Consider the following 24,404-nt stretch of genomic DNA (forward strand, 5'->3'; position numbering starts at 1 on the left):
CTCTTTAACATGAAGGCAACTTCACTGTCGCAACACCGATATACGGACGCGCCATGATGAACAACGTACGGCCGTGCGGGTGCCGTAGACCGGTCGGGGACGCCACTCGGCGCCCCGGCCGGTCGCTGTTTTGTCCCCCTTCGCCCACTGCTCCGTTCGGGGCTGTTGTCCCGGCGCCGGGAGTCGAGTAGACCTGCGGTGGACGCCTCGTATACCGGGGCGCCGTGGACGACCCTGGTACTTCGACACGGACGGGGGGCGGGCCGTGTCCACAGTGCGGGATCGCGATCTCACTCGCGGCGCGCGCCGCGCCGGCGCGCTGGTCTGCCTGTTGCTCGCACTGCTCGGCGCGGGCTGGATCGTCCGGGACCTCGCCGTCGCCCGGCACGGCGCGGACGTGTGGTGGACCTGGCTCGGGGACGCCCGCCGGCCCCGGGAGTCCACCGTCTGGGCCACCTCGCCGCTCGATCCGCTGCTGGTGCTCGGCGCGCTCGCCACGGCCCTCGCGGTGCGGCGCAGCACGGTCCCCTCGTCCGTGGCCTCCGGCGCGCTGCTCTCCCTCGCCCTCGCCACCGCCCTGCTGCGCACCCCCCTGACCTGGACACTGGGCGCGGGCCGGCTGCCGGGTGCGGACGGCGAGCTGACGGCACAGGCGCGGGCGAGCGCCCTCGTCCAGCTCGCGCTGGCCGTCGCACTGCTCGCGGTGGTCGCGGCGGACCGCCGGCGGGGCGGGCGGACCGGCCGCCATACGAGGCGACCGGCGCGCGGGCTGGCGGCGGTGGCCTCATCGGCCTACGGGGTCGTCCATGCGGCGCCCCACGGGGCCGACGCCGGGCCGCCCGGGCGGCCGCACAAGGGGGCGGCCACCACCGCCGCCGTCCTGCTGGGGACCGCCGGGGCCGCCGTCGCCGGATGGGAGGTCCACTGGTGGGCGCGGATCGGCGGGGACGTCTACCGCAAGGGGCTGCTCGGCGACGCGTCGGTCTCCGGCGCCCTGCTGCAGCCCCCAGTCCACTGGCATGCGATGGCTCTCGCGCTGCTGGCCCTGGGGGCCGCGGCCGCCGCGCTGCGCCAGGCGTCCTGGGCCCGGCCGGCGGCGCTCACCGCCGCCGCGCTGCTGTCGGTGCACGGCGCCACGGCGCTCGCCTTCGCCGGACGCACCGGGCAGTTCGGCCGCCTCGCCGAGCTGCCCGCCGGGGCCCGGCTGGAGCTGGCCACCGCGGCGTTCGTGACGGCCGCCGGGCTGACCGCGCTGATCGCGGCGGCCCGCCCCGGCGTCCCGGACGCCGCCGCGGACGTGGACGGCGTACGGGCGTACGGCTCCGCGCCCGATGCGGCGCGGCCTCCGCACGCCCCGCCCCCGCCGTCCACCCTCCCGCCCGGCTGGTGAGCGTCGGACGGGCATTCCCCGTATGCGGCCCCAGGGCGACCCCGATGACCGTGACAAGGAAATCCGCGGTATTCGATCAGGGGTATCGCCCTCACCTATATCCCCGCTATCAGACGCGCATCCCCAATGACCGCTTGAGGAAGTCGACCTGGAGCAGCAGCAGGTTTTCGGCCACCTGTTCCTGGGGTGTCATATGGGTCACCCCGGACAGCGGCAGCACCTCGTGCGGGCGGCCCGCCGCCAGCAGCGCCGAGGACAGCCGCAGCGAATGCGCCACGACCACGTTGTCGTCCGCGAGGCCGTGCACGATCAGCATCGGACGGTGCGGTTCCACCGCTTTGGACAGTCCCTCGTCCGTGATCAGCGAATTCTCCGCGTAGACCGCCGGCTCCTCGTCCGGGTGGCCGAGGTACCGCTCCTGATAGTGGGTGTCGTACAGGCGGAGATCGGTCACCGGCGCGCCCACCACCGCGGCGTGGAAGACGTCGGGCCGGCGCAGCGCGGCGAGCCCGGCGAGGTAGCCGCCGAAGGACCAGCCGCGGATGGCCACCCGGTCCAGGTCGAGGGGAAGGGATCCGGCCAGCGCCTGCAGGGCGTGGACCTGGTCGTCCAGCGCGAACTCCGCGAGGCGCCGGGAGACCGACTTCTCCCAGGCGGGGGAGCGGCCCGGGGTGCCGCGGCCGTCCGCGACGATCACCGCGAACCCCTGGTCGGCGAACCACTGGGAGGTCAGATGGGCGTTGTGCGAGGCGACCACCCGCTGACCGTGCGGGCCGCCGTACGGGTCCAGCAGGACCGGCAGCGGACCGTCGCCCTCCGCGTACCCGCCCGGCAGCAGCACCGCGCACGGAATCTCCCGCTCCCCGGCCAGGACGAGGCGGGGCCGGGCGGTCAGCGACGGTTCCTCGGCGTACGAACCGATCGTGGCGAGGGTCTTCTCCCCGCCGTCGGGGTCCAGCCGGATGACGTCCACCTGGGTGCCCGGGCGTTCCAGCGAGGTCTGGGACAGCACGGTCAGCGCGCCGCCGCGCACCGCGGAGGACACCGTCGGATAGGGGCGCTCGCCCACCCGCTCCCAGCCGCCCTGGTCGCCGCTGCCGCGGAACCAGGCGCGGTAGACGCCGATGTCGTGCATGTCGGTGCTGCTCGCGGAGAACAGCACGTCCTCCTCGCCGATGTCCAGTACGGCCCGCACATGCAGCGGCGCCCCGGTCAGCGGACGGTCACCGACGAACAGCTTGCGTGCGCCGCCCTCGTCCGCGATCCGCACCAACCGGCCGTCCGGCGTCCAGGCCGGCACGCCGGGGAACGGCTCGACCCAGGCCTCGTCCTCGTCCTCGTGCACCGTGCGGGTCGCGCCGGTCGCGGTGTCGACGGTCAGATAGCGCTGGTCGCGCTGGTCGCGGGCCTGGACCAGCAGCACCGGCGGGCCGGCCGCGGACCAGTGCACGCGCGCCAGATAGGGGTAGCGCCCGGTGTCCCAGGTGACGTCCGTGCGCGAGCCGTCCAGGCCGAAGAGCGCGAGGGTGACCTCGGCGTTGGCGGTGCCCGCAGCCGGGTAGGCGACCTGCGCCGGTTCACGGTCCGGATGGGCCGGATCGGAGATCCACCAGCGCCGCACCGGTGCCTCGTCGACCCGCGCGGCCAGCACCGCGTCGCTCTGCGGCGACCACCAAAAGCCCCGGTAGCGGCCCATCTCCTCGGCCGCGATGAACTCCGCGAGGCCCCAGGTCACCTCGGGGCCGTCGGGCTCGGCCAGCACCCGGTCCGCCCCCGCGCCGCCGGCCGCGGCCCCGTCGTCCGACGTCGCGGTGCCGTCCACCGCGACCACCCGCAGCCGGCCCTCGGCCACGAAGGCGACATGCCGTCCGTCGGGCGAGGGGCGGGGGTCCACCACCGGCCCCTGGACCGGGAGTTCGCGGGTGGTCCCGGCGCGCAGCTCGGAGACGAACAGCCGGCCGGACAGCGAGAACGCCGCCAACTCCACCGCGGAGTCCGCCGCGTAGCCGACGATGCCGGCCGAGCTCTCCCGGCTGCGCTCGCGGCGGGCCCGCTCCTGCGGGGGAAGCTTCTCCTGTGCGCCGGCCAGCAGGGCCCGCGGGTCGGCGGCCGTGAACTCCCGTCCCTCTTCCAGGTCGAGCACCCACAACTGCTGGCTGCGGTCGGTGCCCGAAGCGGAACGGAGGAAGGCGACCCGCGCGGCGTCGGGGGAGATGCTGTAGCCGCGCGGTGCGCCCAGGGTGAAGCGCTGCGTACGGGCATACTGCCGCGGAAACGAAGGCTGTCCGGTCATGGGCCGAGCCTAAGGGTTGTCCGGCCGGTCGGGGCCGGACCGTCGGCAGGATGCCGGGGCTCACCGAAGTCGCGCTCGTGAAGATCGTGTGCGCCCCCACTCTGCTCCCGTGCTCCGACTTATGCGCTAGCGCGGAAAGTTATGATCCCTTGCGCGTAGTGGGTACGGGGTAAAGAGCCCTTGGCATACCCCGGTGGACGGGTCCGTGGACACGGTCCGTGCACCATCAACTCTGACCGGACCGTGTGTACTTGGAGGTGAGCCGCCGTGGCACTCTCGATTTCGGCGGTGGTGCTGCTGGCGATCATCGTCTTCTTGCTCGTCAAGAAGTCCGGACTGAAGGCCGCGCATGCTTTCGTCTGCATGCTGCTGGGCTTCTATCTGGCCAGCTCGTCCGTCGCGCCGACGGTCAAGTCGCTGACGACGAATGTCGCCAGCATGATCGGCGGCATCAAGTTCTGAGCCGTCTCCGGGCCGGCTCGCCGCCACCGTGCCCGCACCCCGCCCGGTCGCCGGGCGGGCGAGCGGGATCGCATGGTGAGGGCGGGCCGGTCGGCTCGTAGGCTGTCGGCATGACCGCCCCGTCGCCCCTCACCGCCTCCGGCAGGGACACCGCGCCTCGCCGCGACGCCCCCGCCCGCCGTCTCCTGCTCGTCCATGCCCACCCGGACGACGAGTCGATCAACAACGGCGTGACCATGGCCAAGTACGCGGCCGAGGGCGCGCTGGTCACCCTCGTGACCTGCACGCGCGGCGAGGAGGGCGAGGTCATCCCGCCCGAGCTGGCGGCTCTCGCGCCGGACCGCGACGACGCCCTCGGCCCGTACCGCGAGGACGAGCTGGCCGCCGCGATGACGGCCCTGGGCGTCGGCGACCACCGCTTCCTCGGCGGGCCCGGCCGCTACCGCGACTCCGGGATGATGGGCGCCCCCCAGAACGAGCGGCCGGACTCCTTCTGGCAGGCCCCGCTCGACGGGGCCGCCGCCGACCTGGTGGCCGTCATCCGCGAGGTCCGTCCGCAGGTCCTGGTCACCTATGACCCGGATGGCGGATACGGGCACCCCGATCACATCCAGGCGCACCGCGTCGCCATGCGGGGCGCCGAGCTCGCCGCGCGGGCGGACTTCCGGCCCGAACTGGGCGCCGCGCACGCGATCGCGAAGATCTACTGGAACTGCAACCCCCGTTCCGTGGTCGAGGAGGGCTTCGAGCGGCTGCGCGCGGCCGGTCGCGGCTTCCCGGGGATCGCCGCCGTCGACGACGTGCCCGGCGTGGTGCCGGACGCCGAGGTCACCGCGTCGATCGCCGGCGACCGCGTGCAGGTGGCCGCGAAGACCGCGGCGATGCGGGCGCACTACACCCAGATCGCGGTCGACGGGCCGTTCTTCGCGCTCTCCAACGACCTGGGACAGCCGCTGTTCGCCACGGAGCACTATCGACTGGTGCACGGCGCTCCGGGCGCACCGGCCGGCGCGAGGGAGGACGATCTCTTCGCGGGTATCGGCGAAATGGTGGGTATGCAGGAGAGTGCCCCGATTGAGGAGGTGGCGGAATGAGCCCGGCCAAGGGCGGCGACGGCGGCGCGTCCGCCGGCAAGAGGGACGCCGGCGCGTCCGCCGGCAAGGCGCGGCGGTCCCGGGCGGGTTCGGGCGGTGCGCCCGGCGCCCGGCCCCCGGCGCGGTCCGGCGGCCCCGTGGCGCCGACCGCCGGTTCCGCGGCGACCGCACCGCTGACGCCCGGTCGGATCGGCCTGTACGTGCTGCTCCTGGTCGCGGGCGTGCTGGTCGCGATCGCCGGAACGCTGGTGCAGGCGGCCTGGTTCCCCGGCGGACTGGTGCTGGCGCTGGCCGGTGTGGGCGGGCTGTTCTACGGGGGAGCCAGGGCGACCGGTACGCCGGCCGGTGTGCTGGCGCCCGGTGCGGCCTGGCTGGTGACGGTGTTCCTGCTGCTCGGCGAGGTACGGCCGGAAGGTGACTTCCTCTTCAGCCCCGGGGCCGGGTCGTACATCTTCCTGCTGGGCGGCATCCTCGCGGCTGTGATCTGCGCCACCGCCGCCCAGGTGCGCGCTACGGGCCTGCGGCACGGCCGAGTTGGCGGATGACGTGGCACATACCGGGACGGATGCCATGCCGGTCCGGGTGAACGGCCCGCGCGCGGGGGTATCGCCCGTGGCGGCGGTCTTCGTACGCTCCCCGGGTGTCCGCCCGCGGCGGACAGTATGGTGGTGCGCGCCGTCGCGCCGCCCTGGGGGCACCCCTCGGCCTCGGGCCGGGGAACATCTCTGACGAGCGGCGGAGCCAACCGGGAGAACCTGCTTTGAGTCGTGAATCTGACAGTTCGTCCTCCGGCCCTCAGGGCCGTGGCGCAGCCGCGTACCCGTCAGGGACGCCGCCGTACGGCTCGCCCAGGGGAGACGCCGACGAGGCGCTGGCGTCCGGTGCCGCGGCGCGCCCGGAGGAGCCCAAAACCGAGACCACGCTGACGACGCGGATCAAGATCAACATTCCGGGGTCGCGCCCCATCCCGCCGGTCGTCGTGCGCAAGCCGGTCGGCGAGGAGTCCGGCAAGAACGGACCGGCCGCCTCCGGAGGTACCGCCGCGCCCCGCGGAGTGACCCGCCCCGCGCGCGGCGCCGAGCGGAGCGCGGAGCGCACGGCGAACACCCCCAGGCCCGACGCCCCGGCGGACGAGGCCACCGCGGGCGGTCCGGCCGAGAAGACCAGCGACTGGTTCGCGCCGCGCAAGGCGCAGGGCGGTCCGTCCGGTTCGTCCTCGACCACCGGGTCCCATGCGGCGCCGACCGCCCCGGGCGGGGCCACCCCGCCGCACGGAACCCCGGGCGCCACGCCTCCGCAGCGCCCCGACCTGCCGTACTTCTCCGACGGTCCGGCCCCGCAGGGCGGCGCGGCACCGTTCGACGGCGGTCCCGGGCAAGGCGGTGCGTCGCCCTTCGACGGCGGTCCGCGCGGCGCCTCCTCGCCGTTCGACGGCGCCGCGCACGGCGGCCCACGGGGCGGCTCGCCGTTCGACGGCGCACGCCCCGATGACGGGCCGGCGTTCGACGCCCCCACCGGACTCGCGCGCGACCACAGCCCGTTCGACGCCCCGGCGGGCCCCAGCGGCCCGACGACCGGGCCGGCCCGCGGCAGCTCCGCGCTCAACCTCCCGCCCGGCTTCAGTGGTCCGCCGGCCGGCACCGGCGGCAGGCCCGGAATCGGCGACGACACCGCGGAGCTGACCCCGCAGCCGCCCGCGCCGCTCGCCGGTCCCGGCAGCGGCCTCGGCGCCGGCAGCGGTATCTCGGGCGGGCTGCCCGGCGGGCAGTCCACCGCGGTGCCCGGTGGCCCGAAGGGCAAGCGCGGGGGGAAGAGCACCCCCGTGGGCGGCCCGCAGGGCGGCGCCCCGGCCGGCCGCGACCGGGTGTCCGGCGACACTCTGGTCAGCGGCATCCCGGCGACCCCCGGGGCTGACGGACCGTCGCCCCGTTCGCCGTTCGCGGCCACCCCGCCCGGTGAGGGCGACAGCGCCGCACCCAAGCCGCGGCCCAAGATCCCCGAGCCCATCAACCCGCCCAAGAAGGGCCGCAACAAGCTCGTCCTCGTGGGCGTCGCGGTCGTGGTCCTGGCCGGTGTGGCCTACGGCGCCGGTCTGCTGCTCGACCACGCCGACGTGCCCAACGGCACCACCGCGCTCGGTGTCGACATCGGCGGCACCACCAAGGAAGAGGCCGTCAAGAAGCTGGACGCGGCGCTCAAGAACAGCCGCACCGCGCCGCTCAAGCTCACCGTGGACGGCAAGGCCGTCACCCTCCAGCCGGCCAAGGCGGGCCTGGACGTCGACACGCAGGCCACGGTCCGCGACGCGGCCGGCCGGGACTACAACCCGGTCTCCGTCATCGGGTCGCTGTTCGGCGGCACCCGCACGGCCAAGCCGGCGATGATCGTCGACGACGAGAAGCTGCAGGTCGCGCTGGCGAACGCCGCCGGGGCCGGGGGCGCCGCCGAGGACGGCGGGATCACCTTCGAGAACGGCAAGGCGGTGCCGCACTACGGCGCGCCCCACAAGGCCGTCGACGTCAAGGCGTCCCAGCAGAAGATCGCCGACGCCTATCGCCACCGCATCGAGACCGGCACCGACACGCCGGTCGTGCTCGCCGCCAGCACCCAGCAGCCGCAGGTCAGCAAGGCCGCGGTGGACAAGGCGATGAAGCAGTACGCCGAGCCCGCGATGCTGGGCCTGGTGACGGTGCGGACGGACGCGGTGCACACGGTCTCCTTCAGCCCGCAGAAGTCCATCCCGAAGTTCCTGTCCTTCAAGATCGGCAGCAACGGCGAGCTGGTGCCGTACTACGACCGGCCGGCCCTCAAGGAGCTCTACGGCGACACCTTCAACGGCGTACTGCTGACGAAGGGCGACGGCTCCAAGAAGCCGGTCACCGTCGAGGAGGTGGCCAGCGCGGTCGGCAAGGCGCTGCAGGGCACCACACCGGCCGAGCGGATCCAGACCATCGGCGCGGACGCGGGCTGACGCACCGGCCGGCGGCCGGCCGCACACCGGCTGACGGGAGGCCGCTCACCGGCCGGCGGTCATCCGCCGGCCGACCGCCTCGAAGTGTGAAACCGCAGGTGAACAGGCCCCCTGAGGGTTTTCTCGGCAGCACCCCGAGAAGACCCCCAGGGGGCCTCACCCATGACAGATGTCATGGCGGAGTGCGGACGATCGGCACTGCCGCGCGGCGGGCGGATCCCGGAAGCTGAAGAGCATGACGACCGCAGCGACCACCACAGCCACCACCGCCGAGGAGGCGGGCCGGGCGCCCGTGGTCAGCTTCCGTCAGGTCAGCCGGAGTTACGGCGCGGTGCGCGCGGTGGCCGACCTGAATCTGGAGCTGTATCCGGGCGAGACCGTCGCCCTCCTCGGGCCGAACGGCGCCGGCAAGTCCTCGACCCTCGACCTGCTCCTCGGACTGCGCACCGCCGACTCCGGCAGCGTGACCCTGTTCGGCACGAGCCCGCAGCGCGCCATAGAGCAGGGCAGGGTCGGCGCGATGCTGCAGAGCGGCGGCCTGATGGAGGGCGTCAAGGTCAAGGAGCTGGTCCGGCTGGCCCGCGATCTGCATCCGCGCGGCTACCCCCTCGACGAGATCATGGCCACCGCCGGCATCGCCGACATCGCCGACCGCATGGTCGACAAGCTCTCCGGCGGCCAGGAGCAGCGGGTGCGCTTCGCCCTCGCCACCGCCGGCGCCAACGACTTGATCGTGCTGGACGAGCCGACCACCGGCATGGACGTCTCGGCCCGGCAGACGTTCTGGGGCGCGATGCGCCGGCAGGCCCGGCAGGGCCGTACGGTCCTCTTCGCGACGCACTACCTCGAAGAGGCCGACGAGATCGCCGACCGGGTGATCGTGCTGCACCGCGGCCGGGTGCTGGCCGACGGCAGCGCGGCCGAGATCAAGGCCAGGGCCGGTGCCCGCCGGGTCACCTTCGACCTCGACGAGCCGGTCGACGTCGACGCCCTCTCCGGCCTGCCGTTCCTGACCTCACTGGCGGTGTCCGACAGCGGCTCGACCTCGGGCTCCGGCCGGCGGACGGTGCGCCTGCAGTCCCAGGACGCCGACGCCACCGTCCACGCCCTGTACGCCCTCGGCCTCTACCCGCGGCATCTGGAGGTCTCCGGCCTCGGCCTGGAGCAGGCCTTCCTCGCCCTCACCTCGGCTTCCGACGCGACCCCCACCACCGCCGAGGAGGCGGCCCGATGACCACCCTGATCAAGCTGGAGATCATCCGCGCCCTGCGCAACAAGAAGTTCATGTTCTTCTCGGTGATCTATCCGCCGGCGCTGTATCTGATCATCGCCGGCGGCGCGGACAGCACGCCGATCCCCGGCATGAAGCTGGACATGGGGCTGTACTTCATGGTCTCCATGGCGGCGTTCGGCGCCATGACCGCCGTGCTGCTGGGCAACAGCGAGCGCATCGCCAAGGAGCGCGAGAAGGGCTGGGTGCGGCAGCTGCGGCTGACGGCCCTGCCCGGCCGCGGCTATGTCGCCGCGAAGATAGCCGCGGCGGCGACGGTCAGTCTGCCCTCCATCGTGCTCGTCATGATCGCCGGTGCGGTGGTCAAGGGCGTCCGGCTGGAGGTCTGGCAGTGGGCGGCGATCGTGCTCGGCACCTGGCTCGGCAGCTTCGTCTTCGCCGCGCTCGGCGTCGCCATCGGCTACCTCGCCACCGGCGACGCGGTCCGCCCGATATCGATGCTGGTCTACTTCGCGCTGGCCTTCCTCGGCGGCCTGTGGATGCCGCTGACGATCCTGCCGCAGTGGGTGCAGAACATCGCCGAGTGGCTGCCCACCCACGCCTACGCCGCGCTCGGCACGGCGGTGGAGGCCGGCGGCGCCCCCCACGGGAAGGACATCGCCATCCTCCTCGGTTACCTTGTTCTCTTTGCCGGCGGTGCGGCCTGGCTGTACCGCAAGGACGCCCGCGCGGCGTGATCACGGATGGGTCGATGGTGAGGCGAGCAGGCCGGATGGGCGATGACTGAGCCGGGGACCGAACGCAACCCCGTCATGATCGGGTCCCCGCCGCGCAACCGCCGGCAGGCGATGACCAAGTCCCTGTGGATCGTCATCTGGTTCCTGTACCTGTCCGGTCCCGTCGGCCAGCTGCTCGAAGGCGAGCTGTCGGCGCGGGACGAGGCGCTGGGGTGGACGGGCCTGTCGGTCTTCATCGCCGTCTACTTCGCCCTGGTCTTCCGGCACATGGTCCACGCCCCGCTGCGCGGGACCGTGGTACGGGCGATGGTCGCCTTCCTCGCGGTGCTCGCCGCGCTGCTGTCGTGGACCCTGGGCCCCAACTGGCTGGTGCTGTTCACCTTCGTCTGCGTGGCCTGTGCCGTGACGCTGCCGTTCCGGATGTCGCGCTGGGCCATCCCGGCGCTGACGGCCGCCCTCGTGGCGATCGGCATGCGCTACGAGGACACCCGGATCTACCTCTTCGCCTACGCGCTGCCCTGCCTCCTGAGCGGTTTCGCCATGGTCGGCGTCCAGCATCTGATCCGTACGACCGCGCAGCTGCGCGAGGCCCGCGAGGAGGTCGCCCGGCTGGCCGCCAACGACGAGCGGCTGCGCCTGGCCCGAGATCTGCACGACCTCCTCGGCCACTCGCTCTCCCTGATCACGCTCAAGAGCGAGCTGGCGGGGCGGATGCTGCCGGACAAACCGGCCGACGCGGCCCAGCAGGTCGCCGACATCGAGCGGGTCAGCAGACAGGCGCTGGTCGACGTCCGCGAGGCGGTCACCGGCTACCGCCGCCCCCGGCTCGCCGTCGAGCTGGCGGGCGCGCGGGCCGCGCTGCGCACCGCCGGCGTCACGCTCACCGTCGACCCCGCGCTGGAGGGCGGGCACCGCGGGCTCGCGGCCGACGAGGAGGGAGCGCTGGCCTGGGCACTGCGCGAGGCCGTCACCAACGTCGTACGGCACAGCGGCGCCCGCCACTGCGAGCTGCTGCTCACCGAGGAGTGGGAGGCCGACGAGCGGCGTTTCTGCTGCCTGGCGGTGCTCGACGACGGCGCCGGCCCGCCCCGCGCCCAGCACGACGGCAACGGCCTCAGCGGCCTGCGGGAACGCCTGGCCCTGGCCGACGGCCGCCTGGAGACCGGCCCCGCCCCCCGCGGCCGCGGCTTCGCCCTGCGCGCCTACGTCCCGATGGCCAACCCCACTTCGTCCGGGACCGCGACCTCGGCCGACGAGGGGGTACAGGGCGCGGGTGGGACCGGGGGCCGGGAGCTCTAAGCTGGCCGCCATGATCAGAGTGCTGCTGGCCGAGGACCAGTCGATGGTCCGGGAGGCGCTGGCCGCGCTGCTGTCGCTGGAGGAGGACCTGGAGGTCGTCGCACAGGCGGCCCGCGGGGACGAGGTGCTCCCGGCGGCGCGGGCGCAGGACGTCGACGTCGCGTTGCTGGACATCGAGATGCCCGGCATGAGCGGGCTGGACGCGGCGGCCGCGCTGCGTGCCGCGCTGCCCGGCGTGAAGATCGTCATCCTCACCACCTTCGGCCGCCCCGGCTACCTGCGGCGCGCCATGGAGTCCGGTGCCGATGCCTTCCTGGTCAAGGACGCCCCGGCGGCCCGGCTCGCGGACGCGGTGCGCCGCGTGCTGCGCGGTGAGCGGGTCATCGACCCGGCCCTGGCGGCGGCCGCGCTCGCCGACGGGGCCAGCCCGCTGACCGAGCGCGAACGGCAGGTGCTGCGGACGGCCGCCGACGGCTCCACCAACGCCGAGATCGCCCGCGCCCTGCAGCTGTCCCAGGGCACGGTCCGCAACTACCTCTCCACCGCCATCCAGAAGACCGGCGCCCGCAACCGCGCCGAGGCGGTCCGCACGGCACGCGACAAGGGCTGGCTCTAGGGAAGGGGCCCTCTGGGAGTCGCTCCGGCCCCGCCCCGTCCGGCCGTCCCCCGGGCGCGGGACCTTCGTCCCTGTGCGGTGCCGGGTGGCTTCGCGCAGGCTGGAGGTGTGACGGCCGCCAACCGAGGCACAACGAGCGATCGCCGCGCCACCGCGCTGCTGATCCTCGCGATCCTCGTCGTCACCGTCCTGGACGCGACGACCGGCCCGGAGCTGCACATCTCGGCCTTCATGGGCATCGCCCCGCTGTACGCCGCGCTGCGCTGCTCGTACCGCCACACGCGCCTGGTGGCGGCCGTCTTCGTGGTGTGCCTGACCTACGTCGACATCTTCACGGTGCCCGACTGGGCCCCGGCCAGCCGCGTCGTCGGCATCTTCGGCGCGGTCCTGGTGGCGGTCTTCTCCCTGGTGCTGTGCCGCACCCGGCTGCAGCGCGAGGCGCTGCACGCCCGCACGAGCCTGGTGGCCGACACGGTGCAGCGGGCGATGCTGCGCGAGCTGCCGCTGAGCGCCGGGCCGGTCGAGGCGTACGGCTTCTATGTCTCCGCCCAGGAGGGCGCCCGGGTCGGCGGCGACATCTACGAGGCCATCGACACCCCCCACGGGCTGCGGCTGATGATCGGCGACGTACAGGGCAAGGGCATGCCGGCGATCGGCGCCGGCCTGGAGGTGCTGGCGTCGTTCCGGGAGGCCGCGCAGTACCAGGACTCCCTGGAGTCGGTGGCCGAGCGCATGGAGAGCGCGCTGACCCGCTACAACACCCGCTCCGTCGCGCAGGGCACCGACGAGCGCTTCGTCACGGCGCTGCTGATGGAGATGCGCGACACCCCCAACGGGCCCCGGGGCCGGGTGCTGTCCTGCGGCCACATCCCGTACTACCTGGTGCGTGCGGGCAGGGTGTACGAGCGCCGGGACGGCGAGGGCGGGCTGCCGCTGGGCCTGGGCCCGCTCGGCGTGGAGCCGCGCCGCGCCGCACGGGTCCTCCCGGAGCCGGACGACTGGGTCGTGCTGTGCACCGACGGCGTCACCGAGGCACGCGGCGCGGACGGCGAGTTCTACCCGCTGGCCGAGCGCCTGGCCGGCTGGACCGGTCTGGAGCCGGCCGAGCTGGCCCGCACCCTCCGCGCCGACCTGGAGTCCTTCACCGGTGGCCGGCTGCTGGACGACGCGACCGCACTGGTCGTCCGGCGCCGGACGCGTCTTACGGGACCGGCGGCCGGGGCCCTTGGTACGGAGCTTCCCCGGCTGACGCCGGGCCTGCCGCCGCAGCTCAGTTGAGCATGGCGCGGGCCGCGGCGGCCTCGCGGCGGATCGCGTCCGCACCGGCCGGCTCGACGGCCGCCACCACCCGCGCGTACTCCTCCAGCTCGGCCGCCCCGGCGAGGAACTCGCCCCGCTGGACGAGCAGCCGGGCCCGCTCGTGGCGCAGCCGCGCCGGATGGCTCGGCAGCAGCAGCGACAACTCCAGCGCCCACAGCTGCACCGCGCTGTGCTCCGGGCGGGCCTGCGCCCAGGCCCGGATGTTGTTGAGCACCCGCAGCACGACGTCCAGCGGGCCGGCGGGCTCGATCATCTGCTCGGTCAGCGGCCCACCGGTCGCCCCCGCGACCAGCAGCGCCGCGTCGTCATCGGTCAGCGGCCGCCCGCCCGCGAACGGATCGGCCAGTACGTGCACCCCGTAGGGGTCGCCGAAGCCGACGACGAAGTGCCCCGGCAGCGCCACCCCGTACACGGGTGCGCCGGCCCGCCGGGCGACCTCCATCCACACCACCGACAGCAGGATCGGCAGGCCCCGGCGGCGCCGCACCACCTCGTGCAGCAGCGAGGACTGAAGCCGCCGGTAGTCGGCCGGGGAGCCGCCGAAGCCACAGCGGGTGCCCAGCAGCTCGGCGAGGTTGCGGGCCCAGGCGCCCGGCCCGCTGTCAGAGGGGCAGCGCGCAGCGCTTCCGGCTGGGGCGGTGGTCGGGCGACGGGCGGGCGCGTAGGGCAGCAGCCCGGCCAGGCGGTCCAGTTCGATCTGGACGTCGTCGATGCCGCGCTCGTCCAGCCCGGGGTCGGCCTCGGCGCCGATCAGCAGGCACAGCAGGGCCAGGTCGGGCGCCTTCGCGCGCGCGGCCTCGGCGAACAGCCGCCGCCGCGCGGCACGGGCGGCCTGTTCCGGCTCGGGTTCCTGGGACATGGGGGTGGTACTCCGTCAGTCGCGGCCGCCCGGCAGGGCACGCCGGTAGTGGTAGCCGTGGTGGTCGCTGAAGCCGAGCCGGTCGTAGAACGCCAGGGCGCCCGCGTTGTCCGCCTCGACCTGCAGATACGCCGCGGAGGCCCCCTCGTCCAGGGCGCGCTCGGCGAGGGCCGCCATCACCAGTGTGGCCAGCCCCTGCCGCCGCAGGGCCGGGTCCACCTCCAGCGCCGCGAACCCCGCCCAGCGCCCGTCGACGACCAGGCGGCCGATCGCCGCCGTCGTGCCGTCGGCGCCGCGCACCGTGGCGAACCACACCGAGGGGCCACCGGTCAGCACCGCCCGCGCCGCGTCGGTGGGAGCGTCGCCGTCGCCGGTCCGGTTGTACAGGGCCAGCCACTCCGGGCCCGCCTCCCGCGACAGCGTGACGCGGGTGGTGTCGGCCGTGGTGTCCGCGAGCGGTGCCAGCGCCGAGATCAGGACCCTGGTGTGCGCCTCCTCGCGCCAGCCGCGCCCGGCCAGCTCCGCGGCCAGCTCCTCGTCGGTGTCCGCCCGCCCGGTGGCGACCACGATCACCGCCGGCAGCCCGCGGTCGCCGTACCACCGCTCGACCCGCTCGAGGGCCTCGTCCAGCGGGAGGCCGGGGGCTCCGAGGGGCAGTACGGAGTTGGCCCGGCGGGTGAACCCCCCGGAGGCACGCAGCGTCCACTCCCCGAGACGTTCGGTCTCGACGGCCGGCCAGCCGCGGGCCGCGATCTGCTGGAGCTCCCGGGTGCCGGCCGCCGGCACCTTTCTGCGGGCCGGTGCCGCGGGCGCGACCTTCGCCGCGACCAGCGAGGATTCCTCGATCCGCACACACTCGCCGCTGCGTCGTGTGATGCTCAGCACACCCTGGTCCCACGATGTGAGAACGCCGACCACGTCCGTGAACGCCGGCTCCCCGGGTCCGCCCCCCGTCCGACGCCGGACGGATACCCTTTTGCCCACGTCAGCACGGGTGATACGGACTTCCGCGCGACCGCCGGCCAGGAATTCCATCGCTCAAACCGCCCCTCTTGTTCGTCTCGTGCCCGGGAACGGAGATACTAGGTGGCGGGCATCGACGACGCCGCGCTCCCGCGCGCCCAGCGGCGGTACCGCCAATCGGTCCCGCCGGCCCTACCGAGGAGGAACGACAGCGTGACCTACGTCATCGCGCAGCCTTGTGTCGACGTCAAGGACAAGGCGTGCATCGAGGAGTGCCCGGTCGACTGCATCTACGAGGGCTCCCGGTCCTTGTACATCCACCCGGACGAATGCGTCGACTGTGGCGCCTGTGAGCCGGTCTGCCCGGTCGAGGCGATCTTCTACGAGGACGACACCCCGGAGGAGTGGAAGGACTACTACAAGGCGAATGTGGAGTTCTTCGACGAGCTCGGCTCGCCCGGTGGCGCCAGCAAGCTCGGCCTGATCGAGCGGGACCACCCCTTCATCGCCGGGCTGCCGCCGCAGAACCAGTAACGACCGGAGGACCCAGGAGGGAGTCTCGCCGCTCCCTTCCGGCCTCCGACGTCGTCAGCGGTCGCACGGCGCCGCCCCGGACCCGTACGGCCCCGGCCGCACGGCTTCGACCTGCTTCGGTCCCGTACGGCCTTCCGCCGTACGGGACCGAGGCGTATGCGCCGGGCGTCCCCGCACCACCGAGAAAGAGAGCACCGTGGGCGCAGCCTCCACCCCCCAGCCCGGATCCTCCCGGGAGTCGCTCCGCGACCGGCTTCCCGTCTTCCCGTGGGACCGGCTGGAGCCGTACAAGACCACCGCCGCCGCGCACGCCGGCGGGATCGTCGACCTGTCCGTCGGCACCCCGGTCGACCCGGTCCCCGCCGTGGTCCGGCAGGCGCTGACCGCGGCGGCCGACAGTCCGGGCTATCCGACGGTGTGGGGGACGGCCGAGCTGCGTGACGCGCTCACCGGCTGGGCCGCCGAGCGCCTGGGCGCAAAGGGCCTGGCGCACACCAACGTGCTGCCGGTCGTCGGCTCCAAGGAGCTGGTGGCCTGGCTGCCGACCCAGCTGGGTCTGGGCGCCGGCGACAAGGTCGGCTACCCGCGCCTGGCCTACCCGACGTACGAGGTCGGCGCCCGCCTGGCCGGCGCCGAGCCGGTCGTCTACGACGACCCCTGGGACCTGGACCCCGACGGCCTGCGACTGCTCTGGCTGAACTCGCCGTCCAACCCCACCGGCCGGGTGCTGGGCGCCGACGAGCTGCGCCGCACGGTCGCCTGGGCGCGCGAGCACGGTGTGCTGCTCTTCAGCGACGAGTGCTACCTCGAACTGGGCTGGGAGGCCGACCCGGTCTCCGTGCTCCACCCGGACGTCTGCGGCGGTTCGCCGGAAGGCATCGTCGCCGTCCACTCCCTCTCCAAGCGCTCCAACCTCGCCGGCTACCGCTCCGCCTTCCTCGTCGGCGACGCCGCGGTCCTCGGCGACCTGCTGCAGATCCGCAAGCACGGCGGCATGATGATCGCGGCGCCGGTCCAGGCCGCCACCGTCGCCGCGCTCGGTGACACCGCCCATGTCGCCGAGCAGCGTGCGCGCTACGCCCGCCGCCGCGCCGCGCTGCGCGGCGCCTTCGAGGCCGCGGGCTTCCGCATCGAGCACAGCGAGGCGTCGCTCTACCTCTGGGCGACCCGCGACGAGCCCTGCTGGGACACCGTCGGCGAGCTCGCCGAGCGCGGCATCCTGGTCGCCCCCGGCGAGTTCTACGGCCCGGCGGGGGAGCGGTTCGTACGGATCGCCTTCACCGCCACCGACGAGCGGGTCGACGCCGCGGTGCGCCGCCTGGCGGAGTAGGGCGGCATACGCGTGCGCGGGGGCCCGGGGAGAGCGAACTCCCCGGGCCCCCGCGCGTGCTTCCGGCGGGCGGTCAGCCGCCGAGCGGCATCCCGCCGAGCAGGGCCTGCCCGGCCAGGCCCATGGCCGCGTCCACCGGCAGCTTGTTGGTCGTGATGCCGTCCTTGGTGAACGGGCGGGCCGTGCCCTCGGCCTTCTGCGCGGCACCCTGGGTGATCGGCAGGACCTTCTTGACGGCGGGGGCCGCGGTCTCGACGAGCGCCGGGGCGAGCTTGGTCACCGCCTTCTTGCCGGTCGTGTTCAGCACGCCGGCGCCGTCGTGCGCGGCGTGGTCGAGGGCCTTGTTGGTGTTGCGGGAGTCCAGGGGTGCGGTGAGCCCGCCCACCAGGTCGGGCGCCTTGGCGGGCAGTGCCGCGGCGCTGGCGGTACCGGCCGCACCGACCACAGGAGCGGCACCTGCTGCGACGAGCAGGGCGGCTCGGGCGATCCGACGCGTAACGGGGAGGGACATGGTGCTCCTTTTACGGAGAGGGACTCGTACTTCTGACAGATGTGCCATGTCCGCCGGGCGGACGCACTGACTACCGCTTCAGACCCCCGAAGGTTGCGGTGAATTAAGGTAAAGAATTGGTAACGCGACACATATTCGGCCGTGGCGGAAGGTGCTCGATATGTGTGCGCGGCACAGGCGGTGGAGGCGTCACGGGCCTTCTGGCACAAGGGAATTGAGGGCCCGCCCGGCCTTTGTGATCTCAATTCCCCTTACCGTGAGGGGAATTACCGCCGCCCGATGGGCGGCGCATCGAGGAGAACTCTGCGGAGTTATTGCGCGGTGATAATACGAACGTCGCGCCCGGCCTTCGCCGCATCGGCCGGCTTGCGCTGCCAGCCCTTGTCGGCATCGGCCGCCGACCACGTCCGGCCGGCGTAGGAGATCTGCTCGATGCGCAGTTCCGCGGAGTGCGCCATCGCCCACACGGCCAGCTCCCAGCCGCGCCGCGAGGCGTCGCCCGCCGCCACCGGCCCGACCGGCCGCACCGGAACCGTCAGACCGCGCTCGCCGCCCGCACCGCGCCCGGCCGCGCTCTTCGTCCGCGGCAGCACCTCGGGCCCGAACTCCCGCACCAGCTTCTCGCGCACCTTGGCGGCGCCGCCCGCCTTGCTGTCCACCGGCCGGCTCTCGGTGCAGGTCATCGCACCCCCGTCGCGCCCGGTCAGCGCCCCGGTCAGCCGCGCGGCGTTCGCCTCGTGCTTGGCGTACGCCTGCGGATAGCCGCTGCGCTGCACCTTCTGGGCCGCCACGGTCAGCGGCAGCCGGGAGTAGCCGGGCACCTTGGCCAGGTGCCGGTAGAACTCCCCCGCCGAGTAGACCGGGTCCATGATCTGCTTCACGGTGCCCCAGTCCTGGGACGGCCGCTGCTGGAAGAGCCCGACCGAGTCCCGGTCGCCGAAGTCGATGTTGCGCAGCCCCGACTCCTGCATCGCGGTCGCCAGCGCGATGGTCACCGCCCGCTCCGGCAGCCCGCGCGAGGAGGCCACCGCCGAGATGGTCGCGGCGTTGGCGGCCTGCTCGGGGGAGAGCTCGTAGTCCTTCTCGTCGCCCTGGGCGCGCACCGTGCAGCGCGGTGCCCCCGGGCCGCCGGTCACGTACTGCACCACCAGATAGCAGGCGAGTCCGAGCAGGACGGCGAAGGCCGCGGCGGTACGCCAGAGGCGCTTGCGGCGGCGGGGGGCTGCGGGCTGGGCGGACACGGGCCCACCGTACTGGAGTGCTGCGGATAGGGTCGGCCCCATGGAGCGCTCCACACACCACCCCGCCCTGGACCTGTCGCTCGACGCCGCGCAGCTCACCGCGCAGCTCGTCGACTTCCCCTCCGTCAGCGGCGAGGAAGCGGACCTGGCCGACGCCGTCGAGCATGCCCTGCGCGCGCTGCCGCATCTGACCGTCGACCGGTACGGCAACAACGTCGTGGCCCGCACGCACCTGGGCCGCGCCGAGCGGGTGGTGCTCGCCGGGCACCTCGACACCGTCCCGATCGCGGACAACGTCCCGTCGCGGCTCGACGAGGACGGCGTGCTGTGGGGCTGCGGCACCTGCGACATGAAGTCCGGCGTCGCCGTCCAGCTGCGGACGGCCGCCACGGTCCCCGCGCCCAACCGCGACCTGACCTTCGTCTTCTACGACAACGAGGAGGTCGCCGCGCACCTCAACGGCCTCGGCAAGGTCGCCGAGGCGCACCCCGACTGGCTCGCCGGCGACTTCGCCGTCCTCCTGGAGCCCTCCGACGGCCAGGTGGAGGGCGGCTGCCAGGGCACCCTGCGGGTCCTGCTGCGCACCACCGGGGAGCGTGCGCACTCCGCCCGCAGCTGGATGGGCGCCAACGCGATCCACGCGGCCGCCCCGATCCTGGCGAAGCTCGCCGCGTACGAGCCGCGCCGCCCCGTGATCGACGGCCTGGAATACCGCGAGGGCCTCAACGCCGTACGCGTCGAGGCAGGCGTGGCCAACAACGTCATCCCCGACGCCTGCACGGTCACCGTCAACTTCCGCTACGCGCCCGACCGCACCCCGGACGAGGCGATCGCGCACGTCCGCGAGGTCTTCGCGGACTGCCCGGTGGACGAGTTCCTCGTCGACGACCACTCGCCCGGCGCGCTGCCGGGGCTCTCCCACCCGGCGGCCAAGGCGTTCATGGAGGCCGTCGGCGGCCGGGCGATGCCCAAGTTCGGCTGGACCGACGTGTCCCGTTTCAGCGCGCTGGGCGTCCCGGCCGTCAACTACGGTCCCGGTGCCCCCCTGCTCGCGCACAAGAAGGACGAGCGGGTCGAGGTCGAGCGCATCCTGCACTGCGAGGAGCGGCTGCGCGCCTGGCTAACGGCCTGAGCACCCGCCCGGCACCCCGGGGACCGGCCGCCCACCGATCCCGTACGAGCCGAATTCCCCTGCTGTGCGCTTCGGCGGATCTAGGCTGAAACGGCAAACGATCTGTCTGCGGAGGGAGCACGTCATGGCCAGTCCCGAGGGAGCGCCGGTCCCCGAGGAGCAGCGGCTGGGTCCCGTCCTGCGCCGTCACGACCAGGTGCAGGCGGGCACCACCGACCAGCGGCTGCTGGACTCCGAAGGTCCCTCCGAGTGGGTGCACACCGATCCGTGGCGCGTGATGCGCATCCAGTCCGAGTTCGTCGAGGGCTTCGGTGCGCTGGCCGAGCTGGGCCCGGCCGTCAGCGTCTTCGGCTCGGCCCGTACGCCGCGCGACTCCAAGGAGTACGACGCCGGTGTGCGGATCGGGCGGGCGCTGGTCGACGCCGGGTTCGCGGTGATCACCGGTGGCGGCCCCGGGGCCATGGAGGCCGCCAACAAGGGTGCCAACGAGGCCGGCGGGACCTCGGTCGGGCTGGGCATCGAGCTGCCCTTCGAGCAGGGCATGAACGACTATGTGAACCTCGGTGTCGACTTCCGGTACTTCTTCGTCCGCAAGACGTGCTTTGTGAAGTACGCGCGCGGGTTCGTGGTGCTCCCCGGCGGCCTCGGCACGCTCGACGAGCTCTTCGAGGCGCTCACCCTCGTCCAGACCCGCAAGGTCACCCGCTTCCCGATCGTGCTGTTCGGCACGGCCTACTGGAGCGGCCTGATCGACTGGCTGCGCGACACCGTCATCGCCGAGGGCAAGGCGTCGATGCACGATCTGGAGCTGTTCCACCTCAGCGACGACGTGGACGAGGCGATCGCGCTGGTGACCAAGGAGGTCGGGATCTGAGGCCGCGGTGGCCCTGAGCCGCCCGGGGCGGTCCAGGGCCGGTGCCGGCGGCTCAGGCCAGTCCCCGGCGGGCGACCGCCGGGGGCCGGTGCCCGGCGATGGAGGCCACCATCTGAAGCACCTCCCGGGTCTCGGCGACCTCGTGGACGCGGTAGACCTGGGCGCCCAGCCAGGCGGACACGGCGGTGGTCGCCAGCGTGCCCAGCACCCGCTCCTTGACCGGCTTGTCGAGCGTCTCGCCGACGAAGTCCTTGTTGGACAGCGAGACCAGCACCGGCAATGGGGTATCCCCTGCTCGAGCGAAGCCGAGAGCTTGGGGAACGGTGTGGGTCATCTCGCCCAGCCGGCGGGTCGCCTCCAGGCTGTGCCGGGTGTTCTTGCCGAAGTCGTGCCCCGGATCGATCAGGATCGCGTCGCGCCGGACGCCCAACTCCACGGCCCGCTCCGCCAGTCCGAGCGTCACCCGCAGGATGTCCGCCATCACGTCGTCGTAGGTCACCCGATGCGGGCGGGTGCGCGGCTCGACGCCGCCCGCGTGGGTGCACACCAGGCCGACGTCGTACCGCGCCGCGACCTCGGCCAGCCGCGGATCCACGCCGCCCCAGGCGTCGTTGAGCAGGTCCGCGCCGGCCTCGCAGACCGCCTCGCCGACCTCGTGCCGCCAGGTGTCCACGCTGATCACCACATCGGGGAAGCGCCTGCGGACCTCGGCGACGAAGCCGACCGTGCGGCGGGCCTCCTCCTCGGCGCTGACCTCCTCGCCCGGGCCGGCCTTGACGCCGCCGATGTCGATGATCGCGGCGCCGTCCGCCACCGCCTGCTCCACGCGGGCGAGCGCGGGCTCGTCACGGAAGGTGGCGCCCTGGTCGTAGAACGAGTCCGGGGTCCTGTTGACGATGGCCATGATCACCGGCTCATGCGCCTCGAACTCGCGTTTCCCCAGCCGCAGCATTCCCTGACTTCCTCTCCGTGGTCCGGGAGCGACCCTAACTGTCGGACCCGCATGGCACGATCGAGGCAGGCACATAGTCCGGGGAGTTGGTCGTGTTCTGGTTCTTGCTGATCGCGATGGTCGTGGTGGTGGCCGCGGTCACGCTCGTGGTCGTCGGCGGCGGTGACGGCGGTGGGCTGCGGGATTCCGAGCCGGACCGGCTGTACGACCCGCTGCCCGAGGACCGCCCGGTGGGCCGCGCCGACGTGGATGCCGTACGGCTGGCGGTGACCGTCCGCGGCTATCGGATGAACGACGTCGACGACGTCCTGGACCGCCTGGGCGCCGAGCTGGCCGAGCGCGACGCCCGGATCGCCGAGCTGGAGGCGGCCCTGGCCGGCGCCCATGCCGCGGCGATCGGCGGCCCGGGGCTGATCGGGGGCGGCCCGCAGCCGAGCGGGGCGGGTCCGGACCCGCGGCCCGGGGCCGGTGGGCCCGAGGCCGCCGGCGCCGCCGAACCACCCCGGCGCGTGGAAGGCGAGGAGCAGGCATGAGCGGTGTGGTGACGGAACCGGACGGCCTCGCGCGCTGTCCCTGGGGCATGGCCTCGGAGCAGATGGCCGACTACCGCGCGTACCACGACACGGAGTGGGGCCTGCCGGTCCACGGCGACGACGCGCTCTTCGAGCGGATGACCCTGGAGGCCTTCCAGTCCGGGCTGTCCTGGATCACGATCCTGCGGCGCCGCCCCGGATTCCGCGCCGCGTTCGCCGGCTTCCGGATCTCGAAGGTGGCGCGGTTCACCGAAGCGGACGCCGAGCGGCTGCTCGCCGACCCCGGCATCATCCGCAACCGCGCCAAGATCGCCGCGACGATCAACAACGCCCAGGTCGCCGCCGGGCTGGCCCCCGGCGAACTGGACGAGCTGATCTGGTCCCACGCCCCCGACCGGGCCGGCCGGCCCGTGCCGCGCACCGTCGCGGACGTCGCGCCGGTGACCCCGGAGTCGACGGCGCTCGCCAAGGAGCTCAAGAAGCGCGGCTTCCGCTTCGTCGGCCCGACCACCGCCTACGCGATGATGCAGGCGTGCGGCCTGGTCAACGACCATCTGGCGGACTGCCATGTGCGCCGGGCCGTGGAGGCGGCGGCCGGCTGACCGGGCCGGCCGGCCCGCGCGGCCGGCCGGATCGCCCGGCGGCTCAGCGGCCCAGGTAGACCGGCTTCTCCTTCTTCACGAACGCCTCGACCGCGATCCGGTGGTCCTCCGACGCCCCGGCCCGGACCTGCAGTTCGTCCTCCTTGCCGAGGGTCTCGGCGAGCGAGTGCCCGGCGCCGTAGGCCAGCGACTCCTTGATCGCGGCGTAGGCGGCGGTCGGACCCTGGGCCAGTCGGCGGGCGACGGCCGCGGCCTCCTGCGCCAGCTCGTCGGCTGCTACGACCTTGTTGGCGATGCCCAGTTCGTACGCCTCCTGGGCGCTGATGCTGCGCGGGAAGAGCAGCAGATCGGCGGCCCTGCCATGGCCGATCAGCCGGGGCAGCGTCCAGGACATCCCGGAGTCGGCGGTCAGCGCGACGCCGGCGAAGGAGGTGTTGAAGGACGCGGAGTCGGCGACGACGCGGTAGTCGGCGGCGAGCGCGAAGCCCGCACCGGCTCCCGCGGCGACCCCGTTGACGCCCGCGACCACGGGCTTGGGCATCTCGGTCAGCGCCGTCACGATCGGGTTGTAGTGCTCACGCACGGTGTTCATGGTGCCGCCGGAGCCGTTGGCCCGGTCCTGCGCCAGCAGGCCGATGTGCTCCTTGAGGTCCTGGCCGACGCAGAAGGCGCGCCCGGTGGCGGTGAGCAGCACGGCGCGTACGGCGGGGTCGGCGGCGGCCTGTTGCAGGGTGTCCCGCAGCAGGACCTTCGCCTCGATGTTCAGCGCGTTCATCGCGTCGGGGCGGTTGAGCGTGATCGTCGCGAGTCCGTCGGTCACGTCGTAGAGCACGGTGTCGGCCATAGTGGGAGTCCCCTCCGTCGCGGCTCGGACTGCTCGGCAGCGGCAGTCAGCGCTCAGGATGCCGGAGATCATCGGCGGTTCGCATGTGACGTACATCAAAGAAAGCGGGCGCGTCGGAGACCGGCGGGCGGAGGAGTATCGCAGCCACCTCCCCGAATTGGGTGGGTTTGAGAGAGCGCGTTGCCGAAGGGATGCTCCCCGATGTTGGTCATCGGGTCGTTCGATGCGGGATAATGGCCTGGAAGCAATGTGTTCGATGCCGGTGACACGTGCCTATTCGGGCCGTCGGCTGAGATGAGCTGGTTTCAGGAAGGGGAACGAGCATGGCGGCCATGAAGCCGCGGACGGGTGACGGCCCGCTCGAGGTGACCAAGGAGGGGCGGGGCATCGTCATGCGCGTTCCGCTCGAAGGCGGCGGGCGGCTCGTCGTCGAGCTGACCCCCGACGAAGCCAAGGCCCTGGGTGAGGCCCTGGAGAAGGTCACCGTCTGACGAGGGCGGAGAAACCGGCGGATTCCCGGGGCTGACCCGGTACCACCAGCCGACATTCCTTACCCCGGCCCCGGGGGGGGGGGGGGGGGGGGGGGGGGTCGGGGGGGGGGGGGGGGGGGGGGGGT

Annotated in this window: 24 protein-coding genes; 17 read left to right on the forward strand and 7 right to left on the reverse strand. The window is 73.5% G+C overall.

Features of this window, described 5'->3' with window-relative positions:
* Positions 1-265: 265 nt before the first annotated feature.
* A complete protein-coding gene (locus tag AC0680_RS25005) occupies positions 266-1,390 on the forward strand; it encodes a hypothetical protein (protein ID WP_478632574.1) in 1,125 nt (374 codons plus the stop codon).
* 109 nt (positions 1,391-1,499) lie between these two features.
* On the opposite strand, the gene AC0680_RS25010 is transcribed toward AC0680_RS25005, so the two are convergent.
* A complete protein-coding gene (locus tag AC0680_RS25010) occupies positions 1,500-3,683 on the reverse strand; it encodes a S9 family peptidase (protein WP_478632577.1) in 2,184 nt (727 codons plus the stop codon).
* Positions 3,684-3,950: 267 nt separating this feature from the next.
* On the opposite strand from AC0680_RS25010, the gene AC0680_RS25015 reads away from it, so the two are divergent.
* From AC0680_RS25015 to AC0680_RS25055, 9 genes are all read left to right on the forward strand, one after another.
* Complete coding sequence (locus AC0680_RS25015; protein ID WP_384432225.1) at positions 3,951-4,145, forward strand: hypothetical protein; 195 nt, start codon at positions 3,951-3,953, stop codon at positions 4,143-4,145.
* A gap of 110 nt (positions 4,146-4,255) precedes the next feature.
* Positions 4,256-5,239, forward strand: a complete 984-nt coding sequence (gene mshB, locus AC0680_RS25020; protein WP_478632579.1) for an N-acetyl-1-D-myo-inositol-2-amino-2-deoxy-alpha-D-glucopyranoside deacetylase — start codon at positions 4,256-4,258, stop codon at positions 5,237-5,239.
* Positions 5,236-5,784: a DUF6113 family protein gene (locus AC0680_RS25025; RefSeq protein WP_478632582.1), complete on the forward strand. Its 549-nt coding sequence runs from the start codon at positions 5,236-5,238 to the stop codon at positions 5,782-5,784. The genes mshB and AC0680_RS25025 overlap by 4 nt, the downstream gene beginning before the upstream one ends.
* A 215-nt stretch (positions 5,785-5,999) precedes the next feature.
* Positions 6,000-8,210, forward strand: a complete 2,211-nt coding sequence (locus tag AC0680_RS25030; protein WP_478632584.1) for a hypothetical protein — start codon at positions 6,000-6,002, stop codon at positions 8,208-8,210.
* A 235-nt stretch (positions 8,211-8,445) separates the two neighbouring features.
* On the forward strand, positions 8,446-9,444 hold the full coding sequence (locus AC0680_RS25035) for an ABC transporter ATP-binding protein (RefSeq protein ID WP_478632586.1): 999 nt from the start codon (positions 8,446-8,448) through the stop codon (positions 9,442-9,444).
* Positions 9,441-10,178: an ABC transporter permease gene (locus AC0680_RS25040; RefSeq protein ID WP_478632589.1), complete on the forward strand. Its 738-nt coding sequence runs from the start codon at positions 9,441-9,443 to the stop codon at positions 10,176-10,178. Before AC0680_RS25035 ends, AC0680_RS25040 begins: the two co-directional genes overlap by 4 nt.
* 42 nt (positions 10,179-10,220) lie before the next feature.
* Complete coding sequence (locus AC0680_RS25045) at positions 10,221-11,477, forward strand: sensor histidine kinase (protein ID WP_478632591.1); 1,257 nt, start codon at positions 10,221-10,223, stop codon at positions 11,475-11,477.
* Between the two features lie 10 nt (positions 11,478-11,487).
* Positions 11,488-12,093 (forward strand): response regulator transcription factor, encoded by a 606-nt coding sequence (locus tag AC0680_RS25050; protein WP_478632593.1) that lies wholly within the window; start codon positions 11,488-11,490, stop codon positions 12,091-12,093.
* Positions 12,094-12,201: 108 nt separating this feature from the next.
* Entirely contained in the window at positions 12,202-13,371 is a 1,170-nt protein-coding gene (locus AC0680_RS25055) for a PP2C family protein-serine/threonine phosphatase (RefSeq protein WP_478632595.1), read from the forward strand.
* Here the strand turns inward: AC0680_RS25055 and AC0680_RS25060 are convergent.
* Complete coding sequence (locus AC0680_RS25060; RefSeq protein WP_478632598.1) at positions 13,364-14,272, reverse strand: transglutaminase family protein; 909 nt, start codon at positions 14,270-14,272, stop codon at positions 13,364-13,366. The genes AC0680_RS25055 and AC0680_RS25060 overlap by 8 nt on opposite strands.
* A 15-nt stretch (positions 14,273-14,287) precedes the next feature.
* Complete coding sequence (locus AC0680_RS25065; protein ID WP_478632601.1) at positions 14,288-15,307, reverse strand: GNAT family N-acetyltransferase; 1,020 nt, start codon at positions 15,305-15,307, stop codon at positions 14,288-14,290.
* Between the two features lie 141 nt (positions 15,308-15,448).
* Between AC0680_RS25065 and fdxA the strand changes: the two genes are divergently transcribed.
* Together fdxA and dapC are read left to right on the forward strand one after the other, a co-directional pair.
* Positions 15,449-15,769 (forward strand): ferredoxin, encoded by a 321-nt coding sequence (gene fdxA, locus AC0680_RS25070; protein WP_187811607.1) that lies wholly within the window; start codon positions 15,449-15,451, stop codon positions 15,767-15,769.
* A gap of 196 nt (positions 15,770-15,965) precedes the next feature.
* Positions 15,966-17,099, forward strand: coding sequence for a succinyldiaminopimelate transaminase (gene dapC, locus AC0680_RS25075; RefSeq protein ID WP_478632605.1), 1,134 nt, complete (start codon positions 15,966-15,968; stop codon positions 17,097-17,099).
* 73 nt (positions 17,100-17,172) lie between these two features.
* On the opposite strand, the gene AC0680_RS25080 is transcribed toward dapC, so the two are convergent.
* A complete protein-coding gene (locus AC0680_RS25080; RefSeq protein ID WP_478632608.1) occupies positions 17,173-17,610 on the reverse strand; it encodes an ATP-binding protein in 438 nt (145 codons plus the stop codon).
* A gap of 311 nt (positions 17,611-17,921) precedes the next feature.
* Complete coding sequence (locus tag AC0680_RS25085; RefSeq protein WP_478632609.1) at positions 17,922-18,851, reverse strand: VldE C-terminal domain-containing protein; 930 nt, start codon at positions 18,849-18,851, stop codon at positions 17,922-17,924.
* A 40-nt stretch (positions 18,852-18,891) separates the two neighbouring features.
* Here AC0680_RS25085 and dapE point away from each other — a divergent pair, with 40 nt between their 5' ends.
* A complete protein-coding gene (gene dapE / locus AC0680_RS25090; RefSeq protein WP_478632611.1) occupies positions 18,892-19,983 on the forward strand; it encodes a succinyl-diaminopimelate desuccinylase in 1,092 nt (363 codons plus the stop codon).
* A gap of 124 nt (positions 19,984-20,107) precedes the next feature.
* Complete coding sequence (locus AC0680_RS25095; protein WP_384432181.1) at positions 20,108-20,857, forward strand: LOG family protein; 750 nt, start codon at positions 20,108-20,110, stop codon at positions 20,855-20,857.
* 52 nt (positions 20,858-20,909) lie between these two features.
* On the opposite strand, the gene folP is transcribed toward AC0680_RS25095, so the two are convergent.
* Positions 20,910-21,809, reverse strand: coding sequence for a dihydropteroate synthase (gene folP / locus AC0680_RS25100; protein WP_478632614.1), 900 nt, complete (start codon positions 21,807-21,809; stop codon positions 20,910-20,912).
* Between the two features lie 92 nt (positions 21,810-21,901).
* Between folP and AC0680_RS25105 the strand changes: the two genes are divergently transcribed.
* Positions 21,902-22,342: a DivIVA domain-containing protein gene (locus AC0680_RS25105; RefSeq protein ID WP_478632616.1), complete on the forward strand. Its 441-nt coding sequence runs from the start codon at positions 21,902-21,904 to the stop codon at positions 22,340-22,342.
* On the forward strand, positions 22,339-22,944 hold the full coding sequence (locus AC0680_RS25110; protein WP_478632618.1) for a DNA-3-methyladenine glycosylase I: 606 nt from the start codon (positions 22,339-22,341) through the stop codon (positions 22,942-22,944). Before AC0680_RS25105 ends, AC0680_RS25110 begins: the two co-directional genes overlap by 4 nt.
* 43 nt (positions 22,945-22,987) lie before the next feature.
* Here AC0680_RS25110 and chcB read toward each other — a convergent pair whose 3' ends face one another.
* Positions 22,988-23,788: a 2-cyclohexenylcarbonyl CoA isomerase gene (chcB, locus tag AC0680_RS25115; protein ID WP_478632620.1), complete on the reverse strand. Its 801-nt coding sequence runs from the start codon at positions 23,786-23,788 to the stop codon at positions 22,988-22,990.
* A 323-nt stretch (positions 23,789-24,111) separates the two neighbouring features.
* Between chcB and AC0680_RS25120 the strand changes: the two genes are divergently transcribed.
* Positions 24,112-24,279 (forward strand): DUF3117 domain-containing protein, encoded by a 168-nt coding sequence (locus AC0680_RS25120; RefSeq protein WP_003985072.1) that lies wholly within the window; start codon positions 24,112-24,114, stop codon positions 24,277-24,279.
* Positions 24,280-24,404 lie beyond the last annotated feature (125 nt).

The organism is Streptomyces sp. NPDC043738, from assembly GCF_056436545.1.

Bases quoted from the DNA above. Each gene is read 5' to 3' on its own strand.
- AC0680_RS25010 (WP_478632577.1), bottom strand. From the start codon at position 3,683: ATGACCGGACAGCCTTCGTTTCCGCGGCAGTATGCCCGTACGCAGCGC.
- mshB (WP_478632579.1), top strand. From the start codon at position 4,256: ATGACCGCCCCGTCGCCCCTCACCGCCTCCGGCAGGGACACCGCGCCT.
- AC0680_RS25025 (WP_478632582.1), top strand. From the start codon at position 5,236: ATGAGCCCGGCCAAGGGCGGCGACGGCGGCGCGTCCGCCGGCAAGAGG.
- AC0680_RS25035 (WP_478632586.1), top strand. From the start codon at position 8,446: ATGACGACCGCAGCGACCACCACAGCCACCACCGCCGAGGAGGCGGGC.
- AC0680_RS25040 (WP_478632589.1), top strand. From the start codon at position 9,441: ATGACCACCCTGATCAAGCTGGAGATCATCCGCGCCCTGCGCAACAAG.
- AC0680_RS25045 (WP_478632591.1), top strand. From the start codon at position 10,221: ATGACTGAGCCGGGGACCGAACGCAACCCCGTCATGATCGGGTCCCCG.
- AC0680_RS25050 (WP_478632593.1), top strand. From the start codon at position 11,488: ATGATCAGAGTGCTGCTGGCCGAGGACCAGTCGATGGTCCGGGAGGCG.
- AC0680_RS25060 (WP_478632598.1), bottom strand. From the start codon at position 14,272: ATGTCCCAGGAACCCGAGCCGGAACAGGCCGCCCGTGCCGCGCGGCGG.
- AC0680_RS25065 (WP_478632601.1), bottom strand. From the start codon at position 15,307: ATGGAATTCCTGGCCGGCGGTCGCGCGGAAGTCCGTATCACCCGTGCT.
- AC0680_RS25080 (WP_478632608.1), bottom strand. From the start codon at position 17,610: ATGTCCCTCCCCGTTACGCGTCGGATCGCCCGAGCCGCCCTGCTCGTC.
- dapE (WP_478632611.1), top strand. From the start codon at position 18,892: ATGGAGCGCTCCACACACCACCCCGCCCTGGACCTGTCGCTCGACGCC.
- AC0680_RS25095 (WP_384432181.1), top strand. From the start codon at position 20,108: ATGGCCAGTCCCGAGGGAGCGCCGGTCCCCGAGGAGCAGCGGCTGGGT.
- folP (WP_478632614.1), bottom strand. From the start codon at position 21,809: ATGCTGCGGCTGGGGAAACGCGAGTTCGAGGCGCATGAGCCGGTGATC.
- AC0680_RS25110 (WP_478632618.1), top strand. From the start codon at position 22,339: ATGAGCGGTGTGGTGACGGAACCGGACGGCCTCGCGCGCTGTCCCTGG.
- chcB (WP_478632620.1), bottom strand. From the start codon at position 23,788: ATGGCCGACACCGTGCTCTACGACGTGACCGACGGACTCGCGACGATC.
- AC0680_RS25120 (WP_003985072.1), top strand. From the start codon at position 24,112: ATGGCGGCCATGAAGCCGCGGACGGGTGACGGCCCGCTCGAGGTGACC.